This window comes from Streptomyces sp. NBC_01288, from assembly GCF_035982055.1.
Lineage (GTDB): Bacteria > Actinomycetota > Actinomycetes > Streptomycetales > Streptomycetaceae > Streptomyces.
Genome location: NZ_CP108427.1, coordinates 5,396,121 through 5,416,868, shown reverse-complemented (window position 1 = coordinate 5,416,868; position 20,748 = coordinate 5,396,121). Strand labels below are relative to the sequence as shown.

Here is a 20,748-nt window from a genome sequence, read left to right as displayed (position 1 = left end):
ACCGGCTCTCAGACCCGGCTGTCCAGACCGTCCAGACTGTCCAACTCCCTGATCAGCCGGGCCCCTTCACGGGTCATGATCTCCGGGTCGCGCAGGGCGTTGGAGAGCAACGACATGCCCTGATAGGCGCCGATCAGAGTCAGGGCGAGGCCCTCGGGGTCGGCCGCGCCGAGCTGCCGGTACTGCTCCGCCACCCAGTCCACCAGTCGCCGTATGACCTGGCCCGCGGCGAGATCGAGGCCGTCCTCGTAGCGCTTGTCCAGCTCTACGGCGAGGGTGCCCATGGGGCAGCCGTGGCGTGCCGCCATGTCCTTCTGCTCGACCCAGCCGCCGATGAGGGCCTTGAGGCGTTCGCGCGGGTCGGGGAGCCGGTCGAGCTGCGCGGTCAGGGTCTCCAGGTTGCCGGTGTGCTCGGAGAGGGCCGCCTCGATCAGCTCGTCCTTGGTCTTGAAGTAGTAGTAGACGTTGCCCGTCGGGACGTCGGCGGCGCGGGCGATGTCGGCGATGGTCGTACGCTCCACGCCCTGCTCGTGCAGGACCCGGGCGGTGGCGGTCGTCAGGCGCTGCCGTTTGCCGGCGGCGGGCCGGGCTGGCTTGGCGGGCTGCGCCGACTTGGCAGGCTGCGCCGACTGGGCGGGCCGGGAATCCTTTGAGTCAGTCACCTGACTAACTATAGACAACACGCGGGTCGGTCGTGCTAGCTTCTTCTCGACGGAGTTAGTCAGCCAACTAACTCATACATGACGGGGGTAACGACATGATCGCGGTGACAGGAGCGACCGGGAACGTGGGACGGACGCTGGTGCGGATCCTCACGGAGGACCAGGTCCCGGTGACGGCCGTGGCCCGGCACATCGGCGAGGCCCAAGTGCCGCCCGGGGTGCGGGCGGTGGCCGCCGACCTGGGCGAACCGGACGGTCTGCGGGGTGCGTTCGAGGGGGCCCGGGCGCTGTTCCTGCTGATGGCGGGCGAGCGGCCGTACGACATTCTGGACGTGGCCAAGGCGGCCGGTGTCCGCAAGGTGGTGCTGGTGTCCTCGCAGGGGGCGGGGACCCGGCCCGAGGCGTACGCACAACCGCGTCAATTCGAGGCGGCCGTACGGGAGTCGGGGCTCGACTGGACGATCCTGCGGCCGGGCGGGCTGGACAGCAACGCGTTCGCCTGGGCCGAGTCGATCCGCGCCGGGCGCACGGCGGCGGCACCCTTCGGTGACGTGGGCCTGCCCTTCGCCGACCCCGACGACGTGGCCGAGGTCGCCGCCACCGTGCTGCGCGACGACACCCACACGGGCGCGACCTACGTCCTGACCGGCCCCGCGCCGACGACACCGCGCGCGCGGGCGGCGGCGATAGCGGCGGCACTGGGTGAGCCGGTGACCTTCACGGAGCAGTCCCGCGCGCAGGCGTATGAGCTGATGGCACGGTTCATGCCCCTGCCCCTGGTCGAGGGCACGCTGAGCATCCTGGGGACGCCGTCCGAGGAGGAGCAGCGGGTGAGTCCCGATGCGGAGCGGGTGTTGGGGCGGGCCCCGGGTACGTTCGCGGCGTGGGCGGAGCGGAACGCGGTGGCGTTCCGGTGACCGCCACGGCAACCCGTTCGACGCGCGTCCTCAACTCGACGATGTCCCACCGGGAGTTGGGCGCTGGAGCCCCGATCGTGTTCCTGCACGGCAACCCGACCTCGTCGTACCTGTGGCGGAACGTCATGCCGGGTGTCGCTTCCGGGCGGCTACTGGCGCCGGACCTCATCGGCATGGGCGACTCGGGCAAGCCGGAGATCGCGTACTCCTTCGCCGATCACGCCCGGTACCTGGACGCCTGGTTCGACGCGCTCGGGCTGCGGGACGTGGTGCTGGTCGGGCATGACTGGGGAGGCGCCCTGGCCTTCGACTGGGCCACGCGTCATCCGGACCGGGTGCGGGGCATCGCGTTCACGGAGACCATCGTCAAGCCGATGACCTGGGAGGAGTTTCCGGACGGGGGCCGGGAGCTGTTCCGGGCGATCAAGACGGAGGGCGTCGGCGAGGCCATGCTCCTCGACGAGAACGCCTTCATCGAACAGGCGCTGCCCGCCTCCTCCGCGACCCCGCTCGCCCCGGCCGACCTCGCCGTCTACCGCGAGCCGTACCCGACCCGGGAGAGCCGCCGGCCCCTCCTGCGCTGGGCGCGCTCGATGCCGCTGGGTGGCGAACCCGCCGATGTCGTGACCAGGATCGAGGCCTACGACCGGTGGCTGGCGGCCAGCCCGGAGGTACCCAAGCTGCTGCTCACGTTCGCGCCCGGGGCGGGGACGATGATGGGTGAGGACGTCATCGCCTGGTGCGCGGCGAACATCGCCGCCCTGGAGATCGAGCACGCGGACGCCGTCGCCGGCCATCACACACCGGAGGACCAGCCCGAGTTGATCGCGGCCGCGATATCGGGCTGGGTGGAGCGGCTCGGCCTTACGTATGGTCAGAGAGCGATCACGAGGTGAGACTCTCGGGTGAGCGTGTCGCGGAACGGCGACAGAATGCGACTCTCCGTATGTGCCGGGATCGCCCGACGATGGGGCGGGGCTCCGTCGTCCGGGGCAGGGGTTGGGGTCAGTGAGTGCTTACCGGGTGGCCGAGGCCGCACCAGTTCGATGCCCCCTGATCGCTGAGAGGCAGGACACCACTCGTGGCCCTACCAACCAGCACCACCGGAACGACGTCTCTCAGCAGCTACAGCTGTCTGGCTAAGAGGATGTCTCACGTGATCGTTTGTTGATGCGACATGATGCCGGATCGTGGGTGCTGATCTGTCGCGTCAGCTCGTGCCGGACGAACGGTGGGAGCTGACCGCTCCGTTGCTGCCGAGGTTCAACTCCCGTCCGCAGGGCGGTGGTACGGCTCCGGTGGCCGAGCAGGCGGTGTTCACGGCCGTGGTGTACGTGCTTGACGAGCGGGTGTGCGTGACGGTATCTGCCGGAGTCGTTCGGGGTTTCGCCGGCCACCGCGCATCGCCGGTTCAGCGCGTGGACCGAGGTCGGGTTGTGGCGCGGGTTGCATCGGGCCGTCTTGGACGAACTCGGCGCCAGGGGCGAGCTGGACTGGTCGATCGCGGCAAGAAGGGCAGCAGACTGCGCGTGCTGTCCGAGGCCCAGGGCCTGCCGCTGGTTGTGGCGGTGTCGGGTGCGAACCTGCACGACAGTCAGGCTTTCAAGCCTCTGATCCTCGGCATGCCCGCCGTCCGTTCACGGCGCGGGCCCCGCGGGAGACGGCCGGTGAAGATCCGCGCGGTTAAGGCGTGCCGCTCCGCAGAACACCTGCGCCGGCACCGCTGGAAGATCGAGCGGTCGATCGCCTGGCTCTTCGGCTACCGCCGCCTCACCATCCGGTACGGACGAAAGGGAAGCCGCTTCCTTGCCTTCCTCGGCCTCGCCGCAGCCCTGGCCTGCTACAAGCGGCTCGCGAAACTCGCCACGTGAGGCATCCTCTAAGCCTTGATCGGTGCGGCCGACCGCGCGGCCTGCTCGATCTTCGCGCGGTGGGCCGCACGGGCTTCCTCGTCGATCTGCCGCTCGTGTTCGGCGCGCAGCCCGGTCCGGCCGTCGAGGCCCTCGCGCAGGATGTCGGCGTGCCCGGCATGCCGGACGGTCTCGCTGAGGACATGGGTCATGACGGCGAACAGGTTCGTGTTGGGGTAAGGCTCCGGCCACCACGGCACGTGGCCGGGGGCGTCGAGGGGAAGCTCGTTGATCGTCGCGTCCGAGTGTTCCCACGTGCGCCGGTAGAACCCGATGATCTGCTCGCTGGTCTCGTCCTCGGTCGCCCACTGATCGCTGCCGTCGGAGTCCTGCCACCTGGGCAGCGGTTCCGGGGAAGGGCGGTCGAAGACCCCGCCGAAGTACCTGGCCTCGACCAGAGCCACGTGTTTGACCAGGCCGAGGAGGTTGGTCCCGGTGGCTGTCAAAGGTCGGCGGGCGTCGTATTCGGACAAGCCGTCGAGTTTCCAGAGCAGCGCCTCGCGGTCCCGCCGCAGTCTCCCGTGCAGGTTGTCTTTCGCGAATTCATCGATCATGCGGCATGAGCCTGCCAGGGGCTGCTCGTAGTCTCAAGATCCGGTAGTCCGCAACGACCGGCAGAACCGAGGCCTGGCCGTGGCCGCCGCCCTGACCTGCTACAAGAAGCTCGCAAAACTTGCCACGTGAGACAACCTCTAGGCTTGTCTTTTATCCCCAGGCACTCGCGTGACAGTTACGGTTGATCGCCCGGATCGGTCCCGGTGCGGGGCGGTGTTGCCGGTCGGCGCATGATGACCGTCATGGAGAGCGCGGTCGAGAAGATCAAGGTCTGGTTCCGCCTTGTCCCTCGTGAGGGGTGGTTCCCACAGGACACGGAAGGGCTGTGGGCCACGAAGCTCGGCGACGATACGGCCCGTGTGCAGAACGCCCCCTTCCTTCAGGACGGGGTGGCCGAAGGCGACGTGGTGCGGTACCGGACCGACTCCCACGGGCTCCACTGGGCCGTCGGTCGGGTCAGCTCCTCCGGCAACTGCACGGTCCGTGTGGTGCCCGTGCCCACCGGGCCCCTGGGACGCAGTCCGCAGGCGGTGCATCAGCGCCTTTCGGCGTTCAGTCTTGGAGGCGAGGTCTTCAGTGTGGACTTCCCCATGCTGGCCTTCACCGCGCCGGCCGGCGCGGACTTCACCGGGATCAAGGCCCTTCTGACGCAAGGCCAAGAGGAAGGCTGGTGGCACTATGAGGTCGGCTGTGGCACCGATGAGTGGTGGAACGCCTGAGTTTGACTCTCGCCTCTGATCTCGAACATCGAGGCGCACAGGTTCACTCGCCTGGGCATTCGCCGGACAGGCGGACGACCCCCGCATGAGCATGCGTTCCGCCACGGAATCACGTTCATACGAAGGCAGCAGAGGTGAGTGTGCTCGACCATGATGCCCGGCGGGACGCTTTCGACTTCCCGTCCCACTTTCGAGAAGACTTCTACGCGTGCCTGACCCGGCGCGGTGACACGCTGTTCGAGCTCACGGACGCGATGCTCTGCGGGGACGCCCCGGTCACCTCGCCGGTCGATCTGACGCTGCTGGCCGAGCACCGGCGTGGGCACGGCACGTTGTACGACGCGCTCAACCAGGGCCGCATCGACGCGGCCGGGCTGCGCAAGGCGCTGGCCATGCTGCCGCAGCCCAAGGCCGCCGATGGGCGCCCGGTCCTGGCCGTCGATGTCTCCGCGTGGCTGCGACCCGACGCGCCGACCAGCCCGGACCGGATGTTCCGCCATGTCTACGGACGCTCGGGACGCTCCAGCGACCAGTTCCCGGCTGGCCGTACTCGTTCGTCGCCGCGCTGGAGACGGGTCGCACGTCGTGGTGCCAGCTGCTGGACGCGGTCCGCCTCGGCCCGGACGACGATGTCGCCGAGGTCACCGCGGCCCAGGTCCGCCGCGTGGTCACCGATCTGATCGCCCAGGGGCAGTGGGCTGCGTACCCCCGAGGTCGCAGACCGGTGAACGTGGCTCGTGCTCGCGGCACACACCCAGCTCCGGCTCACCCGCGAGGCCGCGGCCGATCTCCGCCGCCCCTGGGAGAAACCGGCCGAGCCCGCCCGGCTCACCCCGGCCCGCGTCCGCCGCGGGTTCAGGAACCTCCGCCCTCACCTGCACAGTCCGGCCTGTGCGCCCAAACTCTCAACGCCCGGCCCAGGGCGCCCACTTGGATCGAAGAACCGGCAACCCGCCACCCGTTACGACGTGGGCAAATCGACCAGACGCACTGAAAGTATCGCTGACCGCAATCAACCCGAAGCTCACAAACCATGAAAAACAAGCTAAAGCGGGCATGAGGGATCGGTGCGGCCAACCGTAATGCTCATGGCGAACTGCTCAGTTCCCGGATGGTTATGGCTGAGTGACGACGATCCGCCAGATCACCGAATTGGCTGCTGAGAACTTCCAAGCCAGTTCATGCATCTTGGCGTGCGGTATCTCGGCGGTGAACACGCCGCTCCCGTCACCGCACTGAGACCCGATGAGGGAATTTCCAGCGGCGATTACGTTAAATTTGGAGGGACCGGCGCATGTCCACATCACCGTGATGGATGAGGCTTTCCCCGCTGACGCCGGAAGCGTGACGCCGCCCGCACCATGCCCCGACCCCGTGTACAGCGTCTTCGACCCGACAGGGAGTGACGACTGGACCGGATTGGGAAGGCGTTCCGGACTCGTCGGGGTCTGCGCCGGAGAGGGGGTCGCGTCGGACCCCGTCGTCGCTTTCGCCGGTGACGACGTCGACCCGTGAGTGGCGGTCGCCTGAGAGTGAGAGCCGCCCGAACAGGCCGACACAAGGGCCAGGGCCGACAGGGATGCGGCCAGCAGAGAGCGCTTCATCAGATCGTCCTCAACTCACGAATGGGCGATGTAGGGCGAGAGCGCCGGGAGCTTCGCGGTCCCGTGATTCGAGACGATCCACTTGCAGCCACCGTTGTAAGAACCGCGCTCCCAGTTGAAGGAGTATCCCTTCGAACCAAGGGCAAGCCATCCATCCGCCTGGTTCGCCGGAACTTTCCACGCCCCACCGAGGGTGACGGTGGTGGTCTTGGCGTAGGAGATCGAGCCGCTGATGGTCTCCTCGGCGGACGCAACGAGGATCCCTTCGCTGAACTTGACCGCATACGTGAAGGTGCCTGTCCAGGTGTGACCCTTGGCCACCGAGACCGAGAGCAAAATGCCGGACTGTCCATAGACGGTCTTGGTCTTGTCACCGACGAACGTGCTCTTGACTTTGGAGAAGGAGAAGCCCGGGTCTGCCGGGCAACCGTCCGGGTGGACCGAACCGTCGACGTCGGCGTCGGCCGGCGCCTGCGGGATCGGGTTCCCGTCCTGGTCGGCATTGTCAGGATTGACCGTCGTCGGAGCCTCCACCGCGAAGGCAGTGCCCGCTCCTCCCCCTCCCACAGCGAGAAAAGCGGTCAGTACAGCGGCTGTGCATGCGCGAGCTAGCGTGGCGTTCATTGGTTCCCTCCGTTTCACCCCCGCCGGGAGCGACATGGACAGAACAATCATCGAATACTTAGGTGATCGTCAAGAAAAATCGAACATTCTGAGCGAGACTTGAGGTTGGCGATTAACTCAGGGCCACTACTTACGCCACGACCCTTTCGAGCGATGAAGCACAACCCCCGCACCTTCGGCATAAATCGACCATGCACACTCGGCGATATTGCCTTTCCTGTACCCTCTTTGCTCAATAAAGGAAATCAAAGGATTGATCCTTGGTTATCTAAGGATCGGGTATAGCTTGGTGAACGTCGCCGCCTTGAGCGGCAGTCCCGCAGAATCTTCTACGTAGGGTTGTTCACCGCATCGACCCATCCCCCACCCCGCTGGCCGCCGCGAAGGCGCAGGGGGTGTTGAAGGACGCCCGGGACACGGCGAAGGAGACCGAGCGGACGCGCAAGGAGGTGTTCGACGGTGAGCGGCGGCTCGCCGACTTGCAGGCGCGGATCGTGGTCACGGACGAGACCGCGATGTTGCAGGAGGCCGGGGTCTACGCCTACCGGCACGCCCTGCACGACGCCATCGCCTACCGCAGCCGGCTCGACACCCTGCAGACCGAGATCAAGAACCTCGCCCGCACCGACCGGGCGGTACTCGCCATCACGGGCTGGACAGTCAACGGCTCCACGCGCGAGGGCCAGAAGATGGTCCGCGACTTCTCCAAGCTGATGCTGCGCGCCTACAACGCCGAGGCCGACTACGCGGTGCGGACCATGCGCCCGCACCGGCTGCGCTCGCTGGTCGACCGCCTCTGCAAGAGCCGCGAGACGATCGCCAAGCTCGGCGCCACCATGCACATCCGGATCAGCGACCAGTACCACAGCGCGCGGGTACGGGAGTTGGAGCTCACCGCCGACTTCATGCAGAAGAAGGACGCGGAGATGGAGGCCAAACTCGCCGAGATCGAGGGCGCGTTGCAGGACGTCGAGACCCGCGCGGCGAACATCCGCACCGGCTATGTCTACGTCATCTCGAACGTCGGCGCGTTCGGCGATCGCGTCGTGAAGATCGGCATGACCCGCAGACTCGAACCCCTCGACCGGATCTACGAGTTGAGCGGCGCGGCGGTGCCGTTCCGCTTCGACGTGCACGCGCTGATCTTCAGCAAGGACGCGGTCGGCCTGGAAGCGGAACTCCACCGGCAGTTCGCCCCACGCCGGGTGAACCAGGTCAACAGCCGCAAGGAGTTCTTCTACGCCACCCCGACCGAAGTACGGGACGCGCTACGGCCGTTCACCGGCCAGCATCTGATCGAGTTCACGGAAGAGCCTCAGGCACTGGAATGGCGGGCCAGCAAGCAGCCGACGTGACCTCGCATCCCGCCCCGCCCACCGCCTACCGCACGATCCGCACCTGACGGGACACGCTCACCTGGTCCACGTCCGTCGTCCTGACCGTGACCTTCATCGTCCACGTCCCGGCGATCGGCAGGTTGAGGGAGTTGGTCCCCCAATAGCCGCCCTCGTCCTTGACGTCGGCGTCGAGGGGGCCGATCTTCTGGGCCGCGAGGGTGAAGGAGAGCCGGAGTTCGGGGACGGTGGCGAAACCGCCGTCGGGGCCGTAGACCACCGCCTCGACGGAGTTCAGGCCGACACGTCCGGGGTCGAGGGTGATCTGTACCTTGCCGCCGGAGTTGCCGACGCGGAACGGGACGGTGGTGACCGAGGCCGCCGGTATCCCGGCCGGTGTCGCCGTCTTCTGCGCGTCCGCCGCGGCCCGGCCGGGGAGGGTGTTGGTCAGCAGGGTGGTGATCACCAACACCACGACACCGACGCCGACTTCGAACAGCACCGAGCGGCGCAGACCGCGCCGGTACCGGTCCTTGGAACCGTCACCCCGGTCCTGGGCACCATCGCCCCCGTCCTCGGAACCGTCACCGGGACGCGAGGCGCCCTCGCCCGCACCTCCCGAAGACTCCCCCGAAGCCACCGTCCCGTCCGCCCCCGCCCGCACCAACTCCGGTACCCGGAGCCGTACTTCCGCCCCCACCAGCCGCCCCGTCCACTGCCGCGACCACCCCGCCACCGCGAGCAGCAGCGTCACCGCGCCGAGCTTCACGAGGAGGATGCGGCCGTACGACGTCCCGGTCAGGGCGTCCCAGGAGCCGAGGCCGCGCCAGGACTGGTAGATGCCGGTGACGACGAGGACGGTCACCGAGGCGAAGGCGAGGCGGGAGAAACGGGCCACCGGGGCCGCGTCGAGGTCCGACGAGCGGTAGAGGACGGTGAGCAGGGCCGTCAGGCCGCCCAGCCACACCGACATAGCGAGCAGATGCAGCACCGCCGAGGTCATCGCCACCGGCACCTGGATCCCGGCGGACGCGTGCTCCGCCGACGCCCAGGTCAGCGCCAGCCCGACCGCGAGGACGGCACCCGTCCCCAGGGCCACCCGTCCGAACCGCTCCCGCCCCCGAAGTCGTAGGAGATAGAAGGCTGTTGCGGCGATCAGGACCACCCGGGCCGCAAGTGCCAGGCCAGGGCGGGAAGTCAGTGTCTTCGGGATCGCGGAGGGTTCGAAGGCCGTGGCCAGGCCGGTGCCCGCTTCGTAGGGCGCGCGGAGGATGAGGAGGGCGACCGTCGCCGCCAGCAGGGTCCACCAGCCCATCAGGATCGGCTTGTTGAGGACGGTCGGGTTCGGGGGGCGGCACAGAGCCACGAAGGTGGCGGTACCGATGAGGAGGGCCGCGGCTATGTACGCGAAGTAGCGGGCTACGTCGTAGAGGCTGCCGGTGAGGGGTTCCTCGGTCGGGGCCGTGGTGATGGGGGTGGTGGTGGCGGAGGGTTTACCGATGGAGAAGGTGAAGGCGCCCGAGACCGGGTGGCTGTCGGCCGAGACCACGCGCCAGGCGACCGTGAAGGTCCCGGTGCCGAGCTTGGCCGGGAGGGTCACGCTCGCCGTGTCGCCCGCGTCCTTCGCGTGGTGCGCGGAACTCGTCCTCACCCGCCGGTTGTCGGGGTCGTAGACGCGGAAGGAGTCGTCGAGGAGGGCGACGGACTCGGAGAAGGTGAGGGTGACGCTGCGGGGGGCGGACTTGAGGACGCTGCCGTCGGCGGGGTCGGTGGATTCGAGGGCGGCGTGCGCGGACGCGGTGCCCGCGGTGCCGAGGAGGAGCAGGACCAGCAGGGAGCCCAGCAGCACCAGCCCTTGAACTCCTCGCCGGCCGCCCCGTCCGCCTCCTCCGCCGCGTCCAAATCCTTGTCCCTCATTCCGTCGTCGGCGCACGTCATATCTCCGTCTTCGGACTTGCAGGTCTGCGGTTATGTACGGAGGAAACACACGTCTCGCTCACCAGGTGGGCCGCGCCAACACTCCGCCGTCCACGACCAGGTCGTGCCCGGTGACCCAGGAGGCGAGACGCGAGGCCAGGAACACACACGCGTCCCCGACATCCTCCGGCCGCCCCAGCCTCCCCGTCGGCGCCGCCTCCCGCCACCTCCGCACCCCGTCGGGCCACGCCTCCGCCAACCCCTCCCGGTCGATCAGACCGGGCGAGACCGTGTTGACGCGGATGCCGTACGGGCCGTACTCCAGGGCGGCCGACCGCGCGTGCATGACGACGGCGGCCTTGGACGCGGAGTAGTGCGCGTGGAGGGCGGCCGGCGCGCTCGCCTCGATGGACGCGATGTGCGTCACCGTGCCGCCGGCACCGTGTTCTCTCATCACCTCGGCCGCAGCCTGTGTGCAGGCGAAGACGCTGGTCAGGTTGGTGTCGACGACTGTCCGCCAGTCCGCCGCCGTCATGCCGGGCAGGGGTTGGGTGGGCTGTACGCCCGCGTTGTTGACCAGCGCGGTCAGCCGTCCGCCGCTCCACTCCGCCGCCTCGCGGACCAGTCCGCGGCAGGCGTCGTCGTCGGTCAGATCGGCTTGCAGTACGACGGCTCGGGCGCCCGACTCCCGCACCCGGGAAGCGACTTCACCGGCCGCCCCCACAGCCGTACGACAGTGGACGACGACTCCCGCCGCGCCCTCCTCCGCGAACCGCAGCGCGATCCCCCGGCCGATGCCGCCGCTCGCGCCCGTGACCAGGGCGAACTGGCCCTCCAGCAGGCCGCTCACGGGCGGCACAGCCCGGTGATGCGGGCGGCCTCGGCCGGGGTGCGGGCGTAGCGGGCGGTCAACTCGCCCGCGTCGCCGTGCTCGTAGCCGTCGTAGGTGAAGCCGGGTGCCATCGTGCAGCCGAAGAACGACCACGTGCCGCCCGCCACCACCCGTGCCCCCATCCAGGTGCCGCCGGGCACGGTGAACTGGAGGTGCCGGCCGTGCAGCGGGTCCGGCCCGAGGACCGCCGTGCTCGACGTGCCGTCCGGGGCGAGGAGCAGGAGTTCGAGCGGGTCACCGAGGTAGAAGTGCCAGACCTCGTCGGCGGGGAGGCGGTGGAGCGCGGAGAAGTCGTCCGCTGTGAGCAGGGCGACGATCGCGGTGCCCTCCGGGCGGCCGTCGGGCCGTTCCGGGCCCGCCCACGTCTGGCGGAACAGGCCGCCCTCGCGGGGGATCGGCTCCAGGTCGTAGTGGGCGACGAGGTCTTCAGGGGTCACTCCGGTCACTTCGGCAGGCTACGGGAAGGCCACCTCGCGAGGGAGAAATGCCAGTTGAGCGCGCTTTTCGGGGATGAAGACGTCCGGGATGTCCACCTCCGGGAGGACGACCCTCGGGCCCGCCACGAACCCCTGCCGCAGGAACCGCGCGATCGCCTTCTCGTTCCGCACGTCCGGATCGACCACGACCCGGCGCCGGTCCAGCCCGAGCAGGACGTAGGTGGCGAGGACGCCCATCAGCGTCGCCGACCAGCCGGGCCGGTCGCCGTCGGGTCCGGCGGGTGCGAGGAGGAGGTGGATGCCGATGTCTCCGGGTTCTACGGCGTAGCAGTCGCCGACGCGGTCGGCTGCGGGGTCGTAGGTCTGGAGGAGTGCGACGGGTTCGTCGTCCCTCGTGACCAGGTGGGCGTGGTGGGTGTCGAGGGTGTCCATGTGGGCGTAGATCTCGGTGACTTGGGCCTGGGTGAGGCCGTTCATGCCCCAGAACGAGGCCCGTTGCTCACTGACCCAGCGGTGGATCGTCCCGGCGTCGGCGACCGGGTCGAGGGGGAGGATGCGGACGGTGCCGAAGCCGGTGATGTGTTGTGAGTGGACCGGTTCACGGGTGGGGGCTGTGTCTCTGTGAGGTTCGAGCCGGGTGAAGTCGGTGATCACCGGGGCCAGATCTCCCTTGAGCCACAAGGGCAGTTGATCGCGGTGGTGCGGTGAACCGGGCACGCCCGACGCCCCCAACGGCACCACCCACAGGCTGTCCTCCCGTCGGGCCAGGTCCCACACGAAGCGGGCCGCCGGACCCCGCGCGCTGAGATCGGTGAGCCCGGGTACGGCGGAGGTGCACAGCACGCAGTCGTGGTCACCGGCCAGGCCGGGACCGGGAGTTGGGCTTCCGCCGGACGCCCGCCAGGGTGCGAGGCGATGGGTGTCGCCCCACATACCGACCGGCTTCGCCGCGGCCTCCTCGACCGCCGCCCGTACGATCTCCGACCGGTCGATGCCGTACAACTCCCGTGCGCTCAGCAGGTGTTCGAGCGCGAAGGCGACGCGGGGGAGCAACGCGAGCCACGGCGCGAACACCTCCGGGTACGCGGGCGGTTCGGCCAGCGCGGCGAACGCCGGGTGCGCCGCGAGCCGTCGTACGACAGCGCCGCGCACGGCCGCGTAGGCGGCGGCGTCGGTGCTGTCGGCGTCCATGCGGCGGTCCCAGGTCAGCAGCCGGTCGCGGAGTGCGGAGGCCTCGGGGCTGAGGTCGGTCAAGACCGCCAGGTGGTCCAACAGGGGTGTGGCGGAACCGAGATGGGCGTCCATGTGGATCGCGGGCATGTCGGCGGCGGACCACTTCTCGCGTTCGGCGAGCAGTGCGGTGATGCGGTCGGCGCGGTGGCTCGGGGCGAACTCGACGCCGAGTGGGGTGGCGGGGCCGCGTTGGTTGGCCATGACGGCGATGCCGTCGTCGGTGAGGTGTCCGCGGGGTGGTTGATGCCAGCCGCTCCACTCGTGACCGGGTTCCCAGGCGGGGACGAGCCGGGTGCGGTTGGACTCGGCACGCAAGGGCACCTTGCCGACGACCCGGTGCAGCAGTCCGCCCTCGGTGTCGGCGGCCTGGACGACGTTGACGGGTTCGGCCCAGTCGTCGAACGCCCGGTCCACGTCGGCGACTTGGCGGGCGCGGAGGAGGGGGAGGAGTGTGGTGAAGCCGAGGTCGTCGGTGACGCGGGGCGGGTAACGGAGGCTGACGGCGAGGGGCGGGATGTCGAGTGGGGCGCTGACGCTTCCGTCGCGCCCTTCCGGTTCGCCGATGATGCCTACGTCGAGTCCTTCCGCCCCGCCGACGATGCCTCCGTCAAGCCCTTCCGGTCCGCCGATGACGACGGGCCCGCGCTCGGTCTCGATCACCTCGACCTCGACGGACTCCTCCCCCGCCACCTCGATGATCTCCATGTGCCGGGCCGCGCGCCGCCAACTCCCGTCCGGGCCAAGGGCTTCCACCCCGGCGCCGGTGCGGCGCAACCGTTCCCGGTACAGATCCTGGTAGTCGGCCATGGCGTTGGTGATGGCCCAGGCGACCGTGCCGGTGTGTCCGAAGTGGGCGATACCGGGGACGCCGGGCACGGTGAGGCCGACGACGTCGAACTCCGGGCAGGAGAGGTGGACTTGCTGGTAGACGCCGGGGTCCTCGATGAAGCGATGCGGATCACCGGCGAGCACGGCCCGCCCGGTCACGGTCCGTTCCCCGCTGACCAGCCAGCCGTTGCTGCCGGAGATACCGGGGCCGTCGGTTGCGAACAGCCCGACGGCGTCCGGCCCGAGGTGCCGTATCGCCTCTTCGCGCCAGAGCTTGGCGGGGAACCCGGCGAAGAGGATGTGGGTGGCCAGCCAGATACCGAGAGGGGTCCAGGGGTCCCAATGGCCGGGGGTTAGGCCGGAGTCGGCGAACTCGGGGGCCGGGGCGGCTGTCTTGTCCGACGTGGGGGCGGGGGTGCCTGTTCTGTCCGACCCGGAGGTGGGGGCGCCTGCTCGGTCCCGACCGGAGGCGAAGACGCCCGTCCCGCCCGGCCCCGAGGCGGGAACACCTGCTCCGCCGAACCCGGAGGGCCAGGCGCCTCCGGTCCCGCCCGACCCGGAGGTGGGGGCGCCTGCCCGGTCCGGCCCGGAGACCAAGACACCCATCCCGCCCGGCCCCGAGGCAGGGACACCTGCTCCGCCGAACCCGGAGGGCGAGGCGCCTCCGGTCCCGCCCGACCCGGAGGTGGGGGCGCCTGCCCGGTCCGGCCCGGAGGCCAAGACACCCATCCCGCCCGGCCCCGAGGCAGGGACACCTGCTCCGCCGAACCCGGAGGGCGAGGCGTCTCCGGTCCCGCGCGACCCGGAGATGAGGGTGCCCGTCCCGCGCGACCCCGAGGCGGGTACGCCCATCCCGCCCGACCCGGAGAGCGAGGCGTCCCCCATCCCGGCCACGGAAGCGGAGGCCGGCGCGGAAGCGGCCCCCTCGCCACCCCCAGATCCCGAAGTACCAACCCCCAACCCCTCATTGACCCCGTCGACATACGCCCGAACCCAGCGCGCGGTCTCCGGGTCCCGCTTCTCCAAGGCCTCGAAACAACGCCGAGCCGTGTCGTCGAGCCGCACGCGCCGCGCGAAGAGATCCCAGGGCAGGGCGCCTACGCCGAGGAAAGAGGCCGACGTGCCCTGCGCGCGATGCCGTTCGACCTCGATCTGCCAGCCGCGGTCGAGGGCGGTGACGCGGCCCTGGGCGCGGGCCAGTTCGTCGGCGCTGTCGGCACGCAGGTGGGGGATTCCCCAGGCATCTCGGTAGATCTGGGTTGTCACCCTGCGACCTCTCTGTATTGCGACTGTCTGCATTGCGGCTGTTTTTTAGGTTAGCCTTGCCTAAGTTACTCGTGGGGAAAGCGTACGCGAAGGGTGAAGAGGCCATGGTGCAGGGGCGCGGTTGGGAGGGCGCGGTTCTCAAGCTGCTGCGCGCGAAGGACTTCGAGTTCACGGTGACACGGGCCGAGGACGTCACCCCGCGCTACCGCCGCCTCCGCCTCACCGACGGCGGCATGCTCGCGGCGACCGGCGTCCACCCGACGATGTGGGTCCGCCTCTGGTTCGACAACGCGGGCAAGCCCCACCAGCGGGCGTACACCCTGGTCGACCCCGACCCAGCGACCGGCACGTTCGGCCTCGAATTCGCCCTGCACGAGGGGTGTGCGAGCGACTGGGCCCGGGCCGCGAAGCCCGGCGACACGATCGAGGCGACGGTCCAGGGCACGGGGTTCGAGACCCCCGACCCGGCCCCCTCCCACCTCTTCGCGATCGGCGATCCCGCGTCGCTCCCCGCCATCAACTCCCTTCTGGACACGGTCGGTTCGAAGGTCCCGGCGACGATCTGGTTCGGGGGCGAGTCCGGCAGCCTCCCCTTCCGTACCGACCCGTCCCTCCACGAGGTCCGCCACCACCCCCGAGGCCAACTGACCGACCGGGTACGCGCGGAACTCCCCGACCTCCTGAAGGGCAGCGCCGACCCGTACGTCTGGATCACCTGCGACACGGCCACGACCCGGGGGCTGTCGTCGTACGTACGCAAGGAGCTGGGGGTACGGCGGGAGCGGGTGCACGCGTTGGGGTACTGGCGGGCGAGCTGAACCCGCACGCGCCATCATCGACCCATGGACGCAACCCTTCACCTCGCCCAGGACCCCGCCGCCGACGAACTCCTCGGCCGTTCCCCGCTCGCCGCGCTGGTGGGGATGCTGCTCGATCAGCAGGTGCCGATGGAGTGGGCGTTCAAGGGGCCGCGGACGATCGCCGACCGGCTCGGGGCCACCGATCTGGACGCGCAGGAGATCGCCGCCCGCGACCCCGAGGCCTTCGTGGCGCTGCTCTCCGAGAAGCCCGCCGTGCATCGCTACCCGGGATCCATGGCCAAGCGGATCCAGCAGTTGTGCCAGTACCTCGTCGAGCACTACGACGGGGACGCGAGCGGTGTCTGGGAGGGCGTCGGTACGGGTGCCGAGCTGCTCAAGCGGCTTGAGGAGTTGCCCGGGTTCGGGAAGCAGAAGGCGCAGATCTTCCTCGCCCTGCTCGGCAAGCAGCTCGGGGTCACGCCGAAGGGGTGGCGGGAGGCCGCCGGGGCGTACGGCGAGGCGAAGTCCTACCGTTCCGTCGCCGACATCACCGGGCCCGAGTCGCTGGCCAAGGTCCGCGCCCACAAACAGGAGATGAAGGCCGCGGCCAAGGCAGCGAAGGCAGCCGCCGGCAAGTAGACCCCGCCTCTGCACCCTGCCCCACCTCAGCCCCCTAGGGGCGCGGGGCTGTGTCGATATGCGGCGCCGCCGCGCGGGCGCGACCAGCCCCCACCACGCACCCGCAGTCGGAATACGACCCCCTAGAACCCCGACACCCCCGGCACTCCCGTCAGCCAGGTGGCCCGCCCCGGTGGCGGGCAGTCCGCCCCCGGTCAAAACATGGACCATGACCGAGGCACCGAGCGGCCCCTTCAGGGGCCCGGAGTTCGACGACCGCCACGCCCACGACACCCGTGTCCCGCGCGCCCACCGTGACGAGCCGGAACCGGAATTCGAAGGGCCCCTCTTCGCCCTCTCCCAAGCCGCCTGGCAGGTCGTCCTGCTCACCGGCGTCGCGTCCCTCGTCCTCGGCGTGCTGGTCCTCGTATGGCCCGGCGCGTCCCTCTTCGCCGCCGGGATCCTCTTCGGCGTCTATCTCCTGATCAGCGGTGTCTTCCAGCTGGTCGCCGCCTTCGGCACGCACCGGGCGACCTCGCTGCGTGTGCTGGCGTTCATCAGCGGCGCGCTGTCGATCGTGCTGGGCCTGTTCTGCTTCCGCGGGCCGATGCAGTCGATCCTGCTGCTCGCCCTGTGGATCGGCATCGGCTGGCTGATCCGGGGCATCACGCAGACCCTGGCCGCGATCCACGACCGGACGATGCCCGCCCGCGGCTGGCAGATCTTCCTCGGGATCGTCACCTTCATCGCCGGCATCGTGCTGATCGACTCCCCGTTCCGCTCGGTCGCCGTCCTCACCCTCGTCTGCGGCATCTGGCTGGTCGCGGTCGGCGTCGTCGAGATCGTCACGGCCGTCCGGATGAGGAGCCACGCCAAGCAGGTGCCCCAGTCCCTGTGACGCTCGTCGGTAGGCCGTGCGGGCGGTTTACGCGCCCGCCGCGATGAACGCCGCACGGCCGCTGGGAGATGACTTTCCATGAGCACGAGGGTGCGCCCCGCACACAGCCTCCCCCGCAGCCGCGCCTGGCTGCGGGCCCTCGTGCTGCTGCTCGCCCTGCTCGTCCCGGGCACCCACGCCGAGATGCGCGCGACGCCGGTCGCGTCGTCGTCCGTGGAGACGACCTTCGAGTACGACGTCCTCGACACGGCTGCCGCTGCCCTACGGCCCCTCTCCCTCGCCGTCCACCGGCCCGCCGTGCCGCTGCGCCCCGCGCCCGGCCCGGCGTCCCCGGCCTCCCGGGTGCGCTCCTTCCCCGCGCCGCCCCGGCCGTCGTACACCCTCCGCGCTCTGCGCACCGTGGTCCTGCGCTGCTGACGGACCGACCGTCCCCCGAGGTCAACCCGTCACCGCGACGCTAGGAACACAGCCATGCCCATCGACCCGTACGCGGTCCTGCGCGCCCTGTTGCGCGCGGAGGCCGTCCGCAACGCACCCAAGCCGGAAGCCCGCCGAACCGAGCCGCAGCGGCCCCCGGAGGAACGGGCGCGCTGACCTGCCGTAGACGGCACGGCCCGGCGGGGGCTAGCGCTTCCGCCGGGCCGTGCCGAAGAGGGAGCGGGTGATCTCGCGGCCGATCTGGGTGCCGACCGATCGCGCCAGGGACTTGAACATGCCGCTGCCTACGACCTGTTGGACCATCGACTCGTCCTCCTTGGGCGCCTTCGGAGCCGACTTGGCAGCCGCCTTCGGTGTCTCCGGTGTCTCCGGTGTCTCCTGGGGGCGGGACGTCAGCTTCTCGTACGCCGACTCGCGGTCCACAGCCTGTGCGTAACGGCCGTAGAGGGACGAGGACTTGACCGCCGCGTCGAGGGTCGCCGCGGCGATCGGGCCCATCAGGGACTCGGGGGCGCGCAAGCGGGTGACGGCGACGGGCGTCGGGGCGCCGTTCTCGCTCAGGACCGTCACCACGGCTTCGCCTGTGCCCAGGCCCGTCAGGATCTCCTCCAGGTCGTAGGAGGAGTTCGGGAAGGTCTTCACCGTTGCCTTCAACGCCTTCTGGTCGTCCGGGGTGAAGGCGCGCAGCGCGTGCTGGACGCGGTTGCCGAGCTGGGCCAGGACGTCGCCCGGTACGTCCTTCGGGGTCTGGGTCACGAAGAAGACGCCGACCCCTTTCGAGCGAATGAGGCGGACGGTCTGCGTGATGGAGTCCAGGAAGGCCTTGGACGCGTCGTTGAAGAGCAGGTGCGCCTCGTCGAAGAAGAAGACGAGCTTCGGCTTCTCGGCGTCTCCGACCTCCGGGAGGTCGTGGAAGAGGTCGGCGAGCATCCACATCAGGAAGGTCGAGAAGAGCTGCGGTCTGTCCTGGACGGCGGGGAGTTCGAGGACGGAGACCATGCCCCGGCCGTCCGACGCCGTACGCAGCAGCTCGCTGGTGTCGAAGTCCGGCTCACCGAAGAAGTCGGCCATGCCCTGTGCCTCGAACGCGGTGAGGGAGCGCAGGATCACGCCGGCCGTGGCGGTGGACAGGCCGCCGATGTTCCTCAGTTCCGGCTTGCCCTCGTCCGAGGTCAGGAAGGTGACGACCGCCCGCAGGTCCTTGAGGTCGATCAGCTCCAGGCCCTTGGTGTCGGCGTAGTGGAAGAGCAGGCCGAGGGACTGCTCCTGGGTCTGGTTGAGCTGAAGCACCTTGGAGAGCAGGACCGGGCCGAAGCCGGTGATCGTGGCCCGGACGGGGATGCCGTGACCGATGCCTCCGAGGGCGTAGAACTCCGCCGGAAAGCCGGTCGCCGTCCACTGCTGCTTCACCTCGGCGGCCCGCCCCGCGACCTTGTCGTTCGTGACGCCGGGCGCCGAGATGCCCGACACATCGCCCTTCACATCCGCGAGGAACACCGGCACGCCCTGCGCCGAGAGCTGCTCGGCGATGAGCTGGAGGGTCTTGGTCTTGCCGGTGCCGGTGGCGCCCGCGACGAGGCCGTGGCGGTTGAGCATCGGGAGGGGGATGCGGATCTGCGCGTCGGGCAGACAGGCCCCGTCCCACAACAGGGCCCCCAGGTCGAGTGCAGGTCCTGTGAAGGCGTACCCGGCGGCGATCGTCTCGCTGTCACTCATATCAGGCCCCTGTTCCCGTTTTGCCCGGCTTTACGGCATCTTTTCCAGCGTCGCACTCCGTCTCCATGGCTGCGCCCGGAACGTCATGACCGGTAGGCTTTCCGTGTGATCTTCAAGCGCATCGGAAACGGCCGGCCGTACCCCGACCACGGCCGGGAGAGCACCCGGCAGTGGGCGGATGTCGCGCCGCGCCCGGTCCGCCTCGATCAGCTCGTGACGACCAAGGGCCAGCTCGACCTGGAAACCCTCCTCGCCGAGGACTCGACCTTCTACGGCGACCTCTTCGCGCACGTCGTGAAGTGGCAGGGCGACCTGTACCTGGAGGACGGGCTCCACCGGGCGGTCCGCGCCGCGCTGCAACAGCGCCAGGTGCTCCACGCGCGTGTTCTTGAGCTGGACTGAGCGGCACCCCCCTTTTTTTGAGGCTCGGTTCGCCTCCGGGGGCACCAAAGCCTGTGTCGAGAGCCCGACCGTGCTCGACCCTTCGGGCCTCCGCGCGCTCGATCTCTCGACACAGGCGCGCCCCTTCGGCTCACTCGCCGGGGCCGACCCGGACCCGAGGTTCGTCCTTTCGGGTTGGTCTCGGCGCTGTCGAATGATCATCTAGTAGGCATCGCCGCCCGGGCGCACTACGCTGCGCTCATGAGCATGCTGACTCCCCCAGGCATGGGCGGCCAGTACCGGATCACGGGGGACAAATACCCGCGTATGCGCCGTCCGCGGCGCCGCGGGAGGCTCGTCCTCATGGTGGTCGCGTCCGTCGCCGTACTGGGTGTGGGCGGGTGGGGCACGTTGCAGCTCATCGACGTCTTCACCGGTGGCGGCAAGCAGGCCGCGGCGGCCGGCCCCAAGGCCGACTGCGCGACCAAGGCGAGCCCGTCACCCAGCGCCGACGCCGCCGTACCGAAGCCGGCCCAGATCACCGTGAACGTCTACAACGCCACCCCTCGCAGCGGCCTCGCCAAGTCGACCGCCGACGAACTGAAGAAGCGCGGCTTCCAGATCGGTGACGTGGGCAACGCGTCCGCGCAGTGGGACAAGAAGGTCAAGGGCACCGGCGTGCTGCTCGGCCCCGCCTCCGCCCTCGACACCTCGCTGCCCGTCCTCGCCACCCAGCTGACCGGCGCCGAGCGCCGCACCGAGGCCACCCGCAAGGGCACCGCGGTCGACCTCGTCATCGGCGCCGCCTTCAAGAACCTCACGGCGAAGGCGGCCGCCGACAAGGCCCTGGCCGCGCTGGCCGGACCCGAGCCGACGGCCAGTGCGTCACCGAAGGCGTGCTCGTAGCCGTACGAGAGCAGGGTCGTACGAGAGCAGCCGTACGAGAGCTGTCGTAGGACCGCAGTGCTACGACAACACCCGATTCCCGTACGGCGGGTA

At 69.7% G+C, this 20,748-nt stretch carries 19 protein-coding genes and 2 pseudogenes; 13 read left to right on the top strand and 8 right to left on the bottom strand.

What is annotated here, in order from left to right; all coding sequences use genetic code 11:
• Positions 1–8: 8 nt before the first annotated feature.
• Positions 9–662 (bottom strand): TetR/AcrR family transcriptional regulator, encoded by a 654-nt coding sequence (locus tag OG194_RS24300; RefSeq protein WP_442811615.1) that lies wholly within the window; start codon positions 660–662, stop codon positions 9–11.
• A gap of 95 nt (positions 663–757) precedes the next feature.
• Here OG194_RS24300 and OG194_RS24295 point away from each other — a divergent pair, with 95 nt between their 5' ends.
• The 3 genes and pseudogenes from OG194_RS24295 to OG194_RS24285 all read left to right on the top strand — a co-directional run bounded on the left by OG194_RS24295 (position 758) and on the right by OG194_RS24285 (position 3,450).
• Positions 758–1,579 (top strand): SDR family oxidoreductase, encoded by an 822-nt coding sequence (locus tag OG194_RS24295; RefSeq protein WP_327402925.1) that lies wholly within the window; start codon positions 758–760, stop codon positions 1,577–1,579.
• Positions 1,576–2,475, top strand: a complete 900-nt coding sequence (locus tag OG194_RS24290; RefSeq protein WP_327402924.1) for a haloalkane dehalogenase — start codon at positions 1,576–1,578, stop codon at positions 2,473–2,475. The genes OG194_RS24295 and OG194_RS24290 overlap by 4 nt, the downstream gene beginning before the upstream one ends.
• 294 nt (positions 2,476–2,769) lie before the next feature.
• Positions 2,770–3,450: pseudogene (locus OG194_RS24285) on the top strand (transposase).
• Positions 3,451–3,458: 8 nt separating this feature from the next.
• Here OG194_RS24285 and OG194_RS24280 read toward each other — a convergent pair.
• Positions 3,459–4,043 (bottom strand): DinB family protein, encoded by a 585-nt coding sequence (locus OG194_RS24280; RefSeq protein ID WP_327402923.1) that lies wholly within the window; start codon positions 4,041–4,043, stop codon positions 3,459–3,461.
• 231 nt (positions 4,044–4,274) lie between these two features.
• Here OG194_RS24280 and OG194_RS24275 point away from each other — a divergent pair, with 231 nt between their 5' ends.
• Together OG194_RS24275 and OG194_RS24270 are read left to right on the top strand one after the other, a co-directional pair.
• The gene (locus OG194_RS24275; RefSeq protein ID WP_327402922.1) at positions 4,275–4,763 is read left to right on the top strand and encodes a DUF4265 domain-containing protein; all 489 of its coding nucleotides are present in this window, start codon (positions 4,275–4,277) and stop codon (positions 4,761–4,763) included.
• A gap of 134 nt (positions 4,764–4,897) precedes the next feature.
• Positions 4,898–5,800, top strand: a pseudogene (locus OG194_RS24270) (transposase).
• A gap of 582 nt (positions 5,801–6,382) precedes the next feature.
• Here the strand turns inward: OG194_RS24270 and OG194_RS24265 are convergent.
• On the bottom strand, positions 6,383–6,991 hold the full coding sequence (locus tag OG194_RS24265; protein ID WP_327402921.1) for a hypothetical protein: 609 nt from the start codon (positions 6,989–6,991) through the stop codon (positions 6,383–6,385).
• 395 nt (positions 6,992–7,386) lie between these two features.
• Between OG194_RS24265 and OG194_RS24260 the strand changes: the two genes are divergently transcribed.
• Complete coding sequence (locus OG194_RS24260; RefSeq protein WP_327402920.1) at positions 7,387–8,346, top strand: DUF4041 domain-containing protein; 960 nt, start codon at positions 7,387–7,389, stop codon at positions 8,344–8,346.
• A gap of 25 nt (positions 8,347–8,371) precedes the next feature.
• Here OG194_RS24260 and OG194_RS24255 read toward each other — a convergent pair whose 3' ends face one another.
• The 4 genes from OG194_RS24255 to OG194_RS24240 form a co-directional block, all read right to left on the bottom strand.
• Positions 8,372–10,174 carry a copper resistance CopC/CopD family protein gene (locus tag OG194_RS24255; protein ID WP_327402919.1) on the bottom strand — a complete coding sequence of 601 codons (1,803 nt, stop codon included), beginning with the start codon at positions 10,172–10,174 and terminating at the stop codon, positions 8,372–8,374.
• 147 nt (positions 10,175–10,321) lie between these two features.
• On the bottom strand, positions 10,322–11,101 hold the full coding sequence (locus OG194_RS24250; protein ID WP_327402918.1) for an SDR family NAD(P)-dependent oxidoreductase: 780 nt from the start codon (positions 11,099–11,101) through the stop codon (positions 10,322–10,324).
• Complete coding sequence (locus OG194_RS24245) at positions 11,089–11,571, bottom strand: cupin domain-containing protein (protein ID WP_327407190.1); 483 nt, start codon at positions 11,569–11,571, stop codon at positions 11,089–11,091. The genes OG194_RS24250 and OG194_RS24245 overlap by 13 nt, the downstream gene beginning before the upstream one ends.
• Before the next feature lie 18 nt (positions 11,572–11,589).
• Complete coding sequence (locus OG194_RS24240; protein ID WP_327402917.1) at positions 11,590–14,898, bottom strand: GNAT family N-acetyltransferase; 3,309 nt, start codon at positions 14,896–14,898, stop codon at positions 11,590–11,592.
• 104 nt (positions 14,899–15,002) lie between these two features.
• On the opposite strand from OG194_RS24240, the gene OG194_RS24235 reads away from it, so the two are divergent.
• The 5 genes from OG194_RS24235 (at position 15,003) to OG194_RS24215 (ending at position 17,808) form a co-directional block, all read left to right on the top strand.
• Positions 15,003–15,716, top strand: a complete 714-nt coding sequence (locus OG194_RS24235; protein ID WP_327402916.1) for a siderophore-interacting protein — start codon at positions 15,003–15,005, stop codon at positions 15,714–15,716.
• Between the two features lie 24 nt (positions 15,717–15,740).
• Positions 15,741–16,337 carry an HhH-GPD-type base excision DNA repair protein gene (locus OG194_RS24230; RefSeq protein WP_327402915.1) on the top strand — a complete coding sequence of 199 codons (597 nt, stop codon included), beginning with the start codon at positions 15,741–15,743 and terminating at the stop codon, positions 16,335–16,337.
• 208 nt (positions 16,338–16,545) lie between these two features.
• Positions 16,546–17,214: an HdeD family acid-resistance protein gene (locus OG194_RS24225; RefSeq protein WP_327402914.1), complete on the top strand. Its 669-nt coding sequence runs from the start codon at positions 16,546–16,548 to the stop codon at positions 17,212–17,214.
• 78 nt (positions 17,215–17,292) lie between these two features.
• Complete coding sequence (locus tag OG194_RS24220) at positions 17,293–17,631, top strand: hypothetical protein (protein ID WP_327402913.1); 339 nt, start codon at positions 17,293–17,295, stop codon at positions 17,629–17,631.
• Positions 17,632–17,685: 54 nt separating this feature from the next.
• Positions 17,686–17,808, top strand: coding sequence for a hypothetical protein (locus tag OG194_RS24215; RefSeq protein ID WP_327402912.1), 123 nt, complete (start codon positions 17,686–17,688; stop codon positions 17,806–17,808).
• A gap of 30 nt (positions 17,809–17,838) precedes the next feature.
• Here the strand turns inward: OG194_RS24215 and OG194_RS24210 are convergent, their stop codons facing one another.
• On the bottom strand, positions 17,839–19,368 hold the full coding sequence (locus OG194_RS24210) for a helicase HerA-like domain-containing protein (protein ID WP_327402911.1): 1,530 nt from the start codon (positions 19,366–19,368) through the stop codon (positions 17,839–17,841).
• A 105-nt stretch (positions 19,369–19,473) separates the two neighbouring features.
• Here OG194_RS24210 and OG194_RS24205 point away from each other — a divergent pair, with 105 nt between their 5' ends.
• Both OG194_RS24205 and OG194_RS24200 read left to right on the top strand, forming a co-directional pair.
• Entirely contained in the window at positions 19,474–19,770 is a 297-nt protein-coding gene (locus OG194_RS24205; protein ID WP_003999914.1) for a type II toxin-antitoxin system VapB family antitoxin, read from the top strand.
• Between the two features lie 264 nt (positions 19,771–20,034).
• A complete protein-coding gene (locus OG194_RS24200; RefSeq protein ID WP_327407189.1) occupies positions 20,035–20,655 on the top strand; it encodes a LytR C-terminal domain-containing protein in 621 nt (206 codons plus the stop codon).
• Positions 20,656–20,748 lie beyond the last annotated feature (93 nt).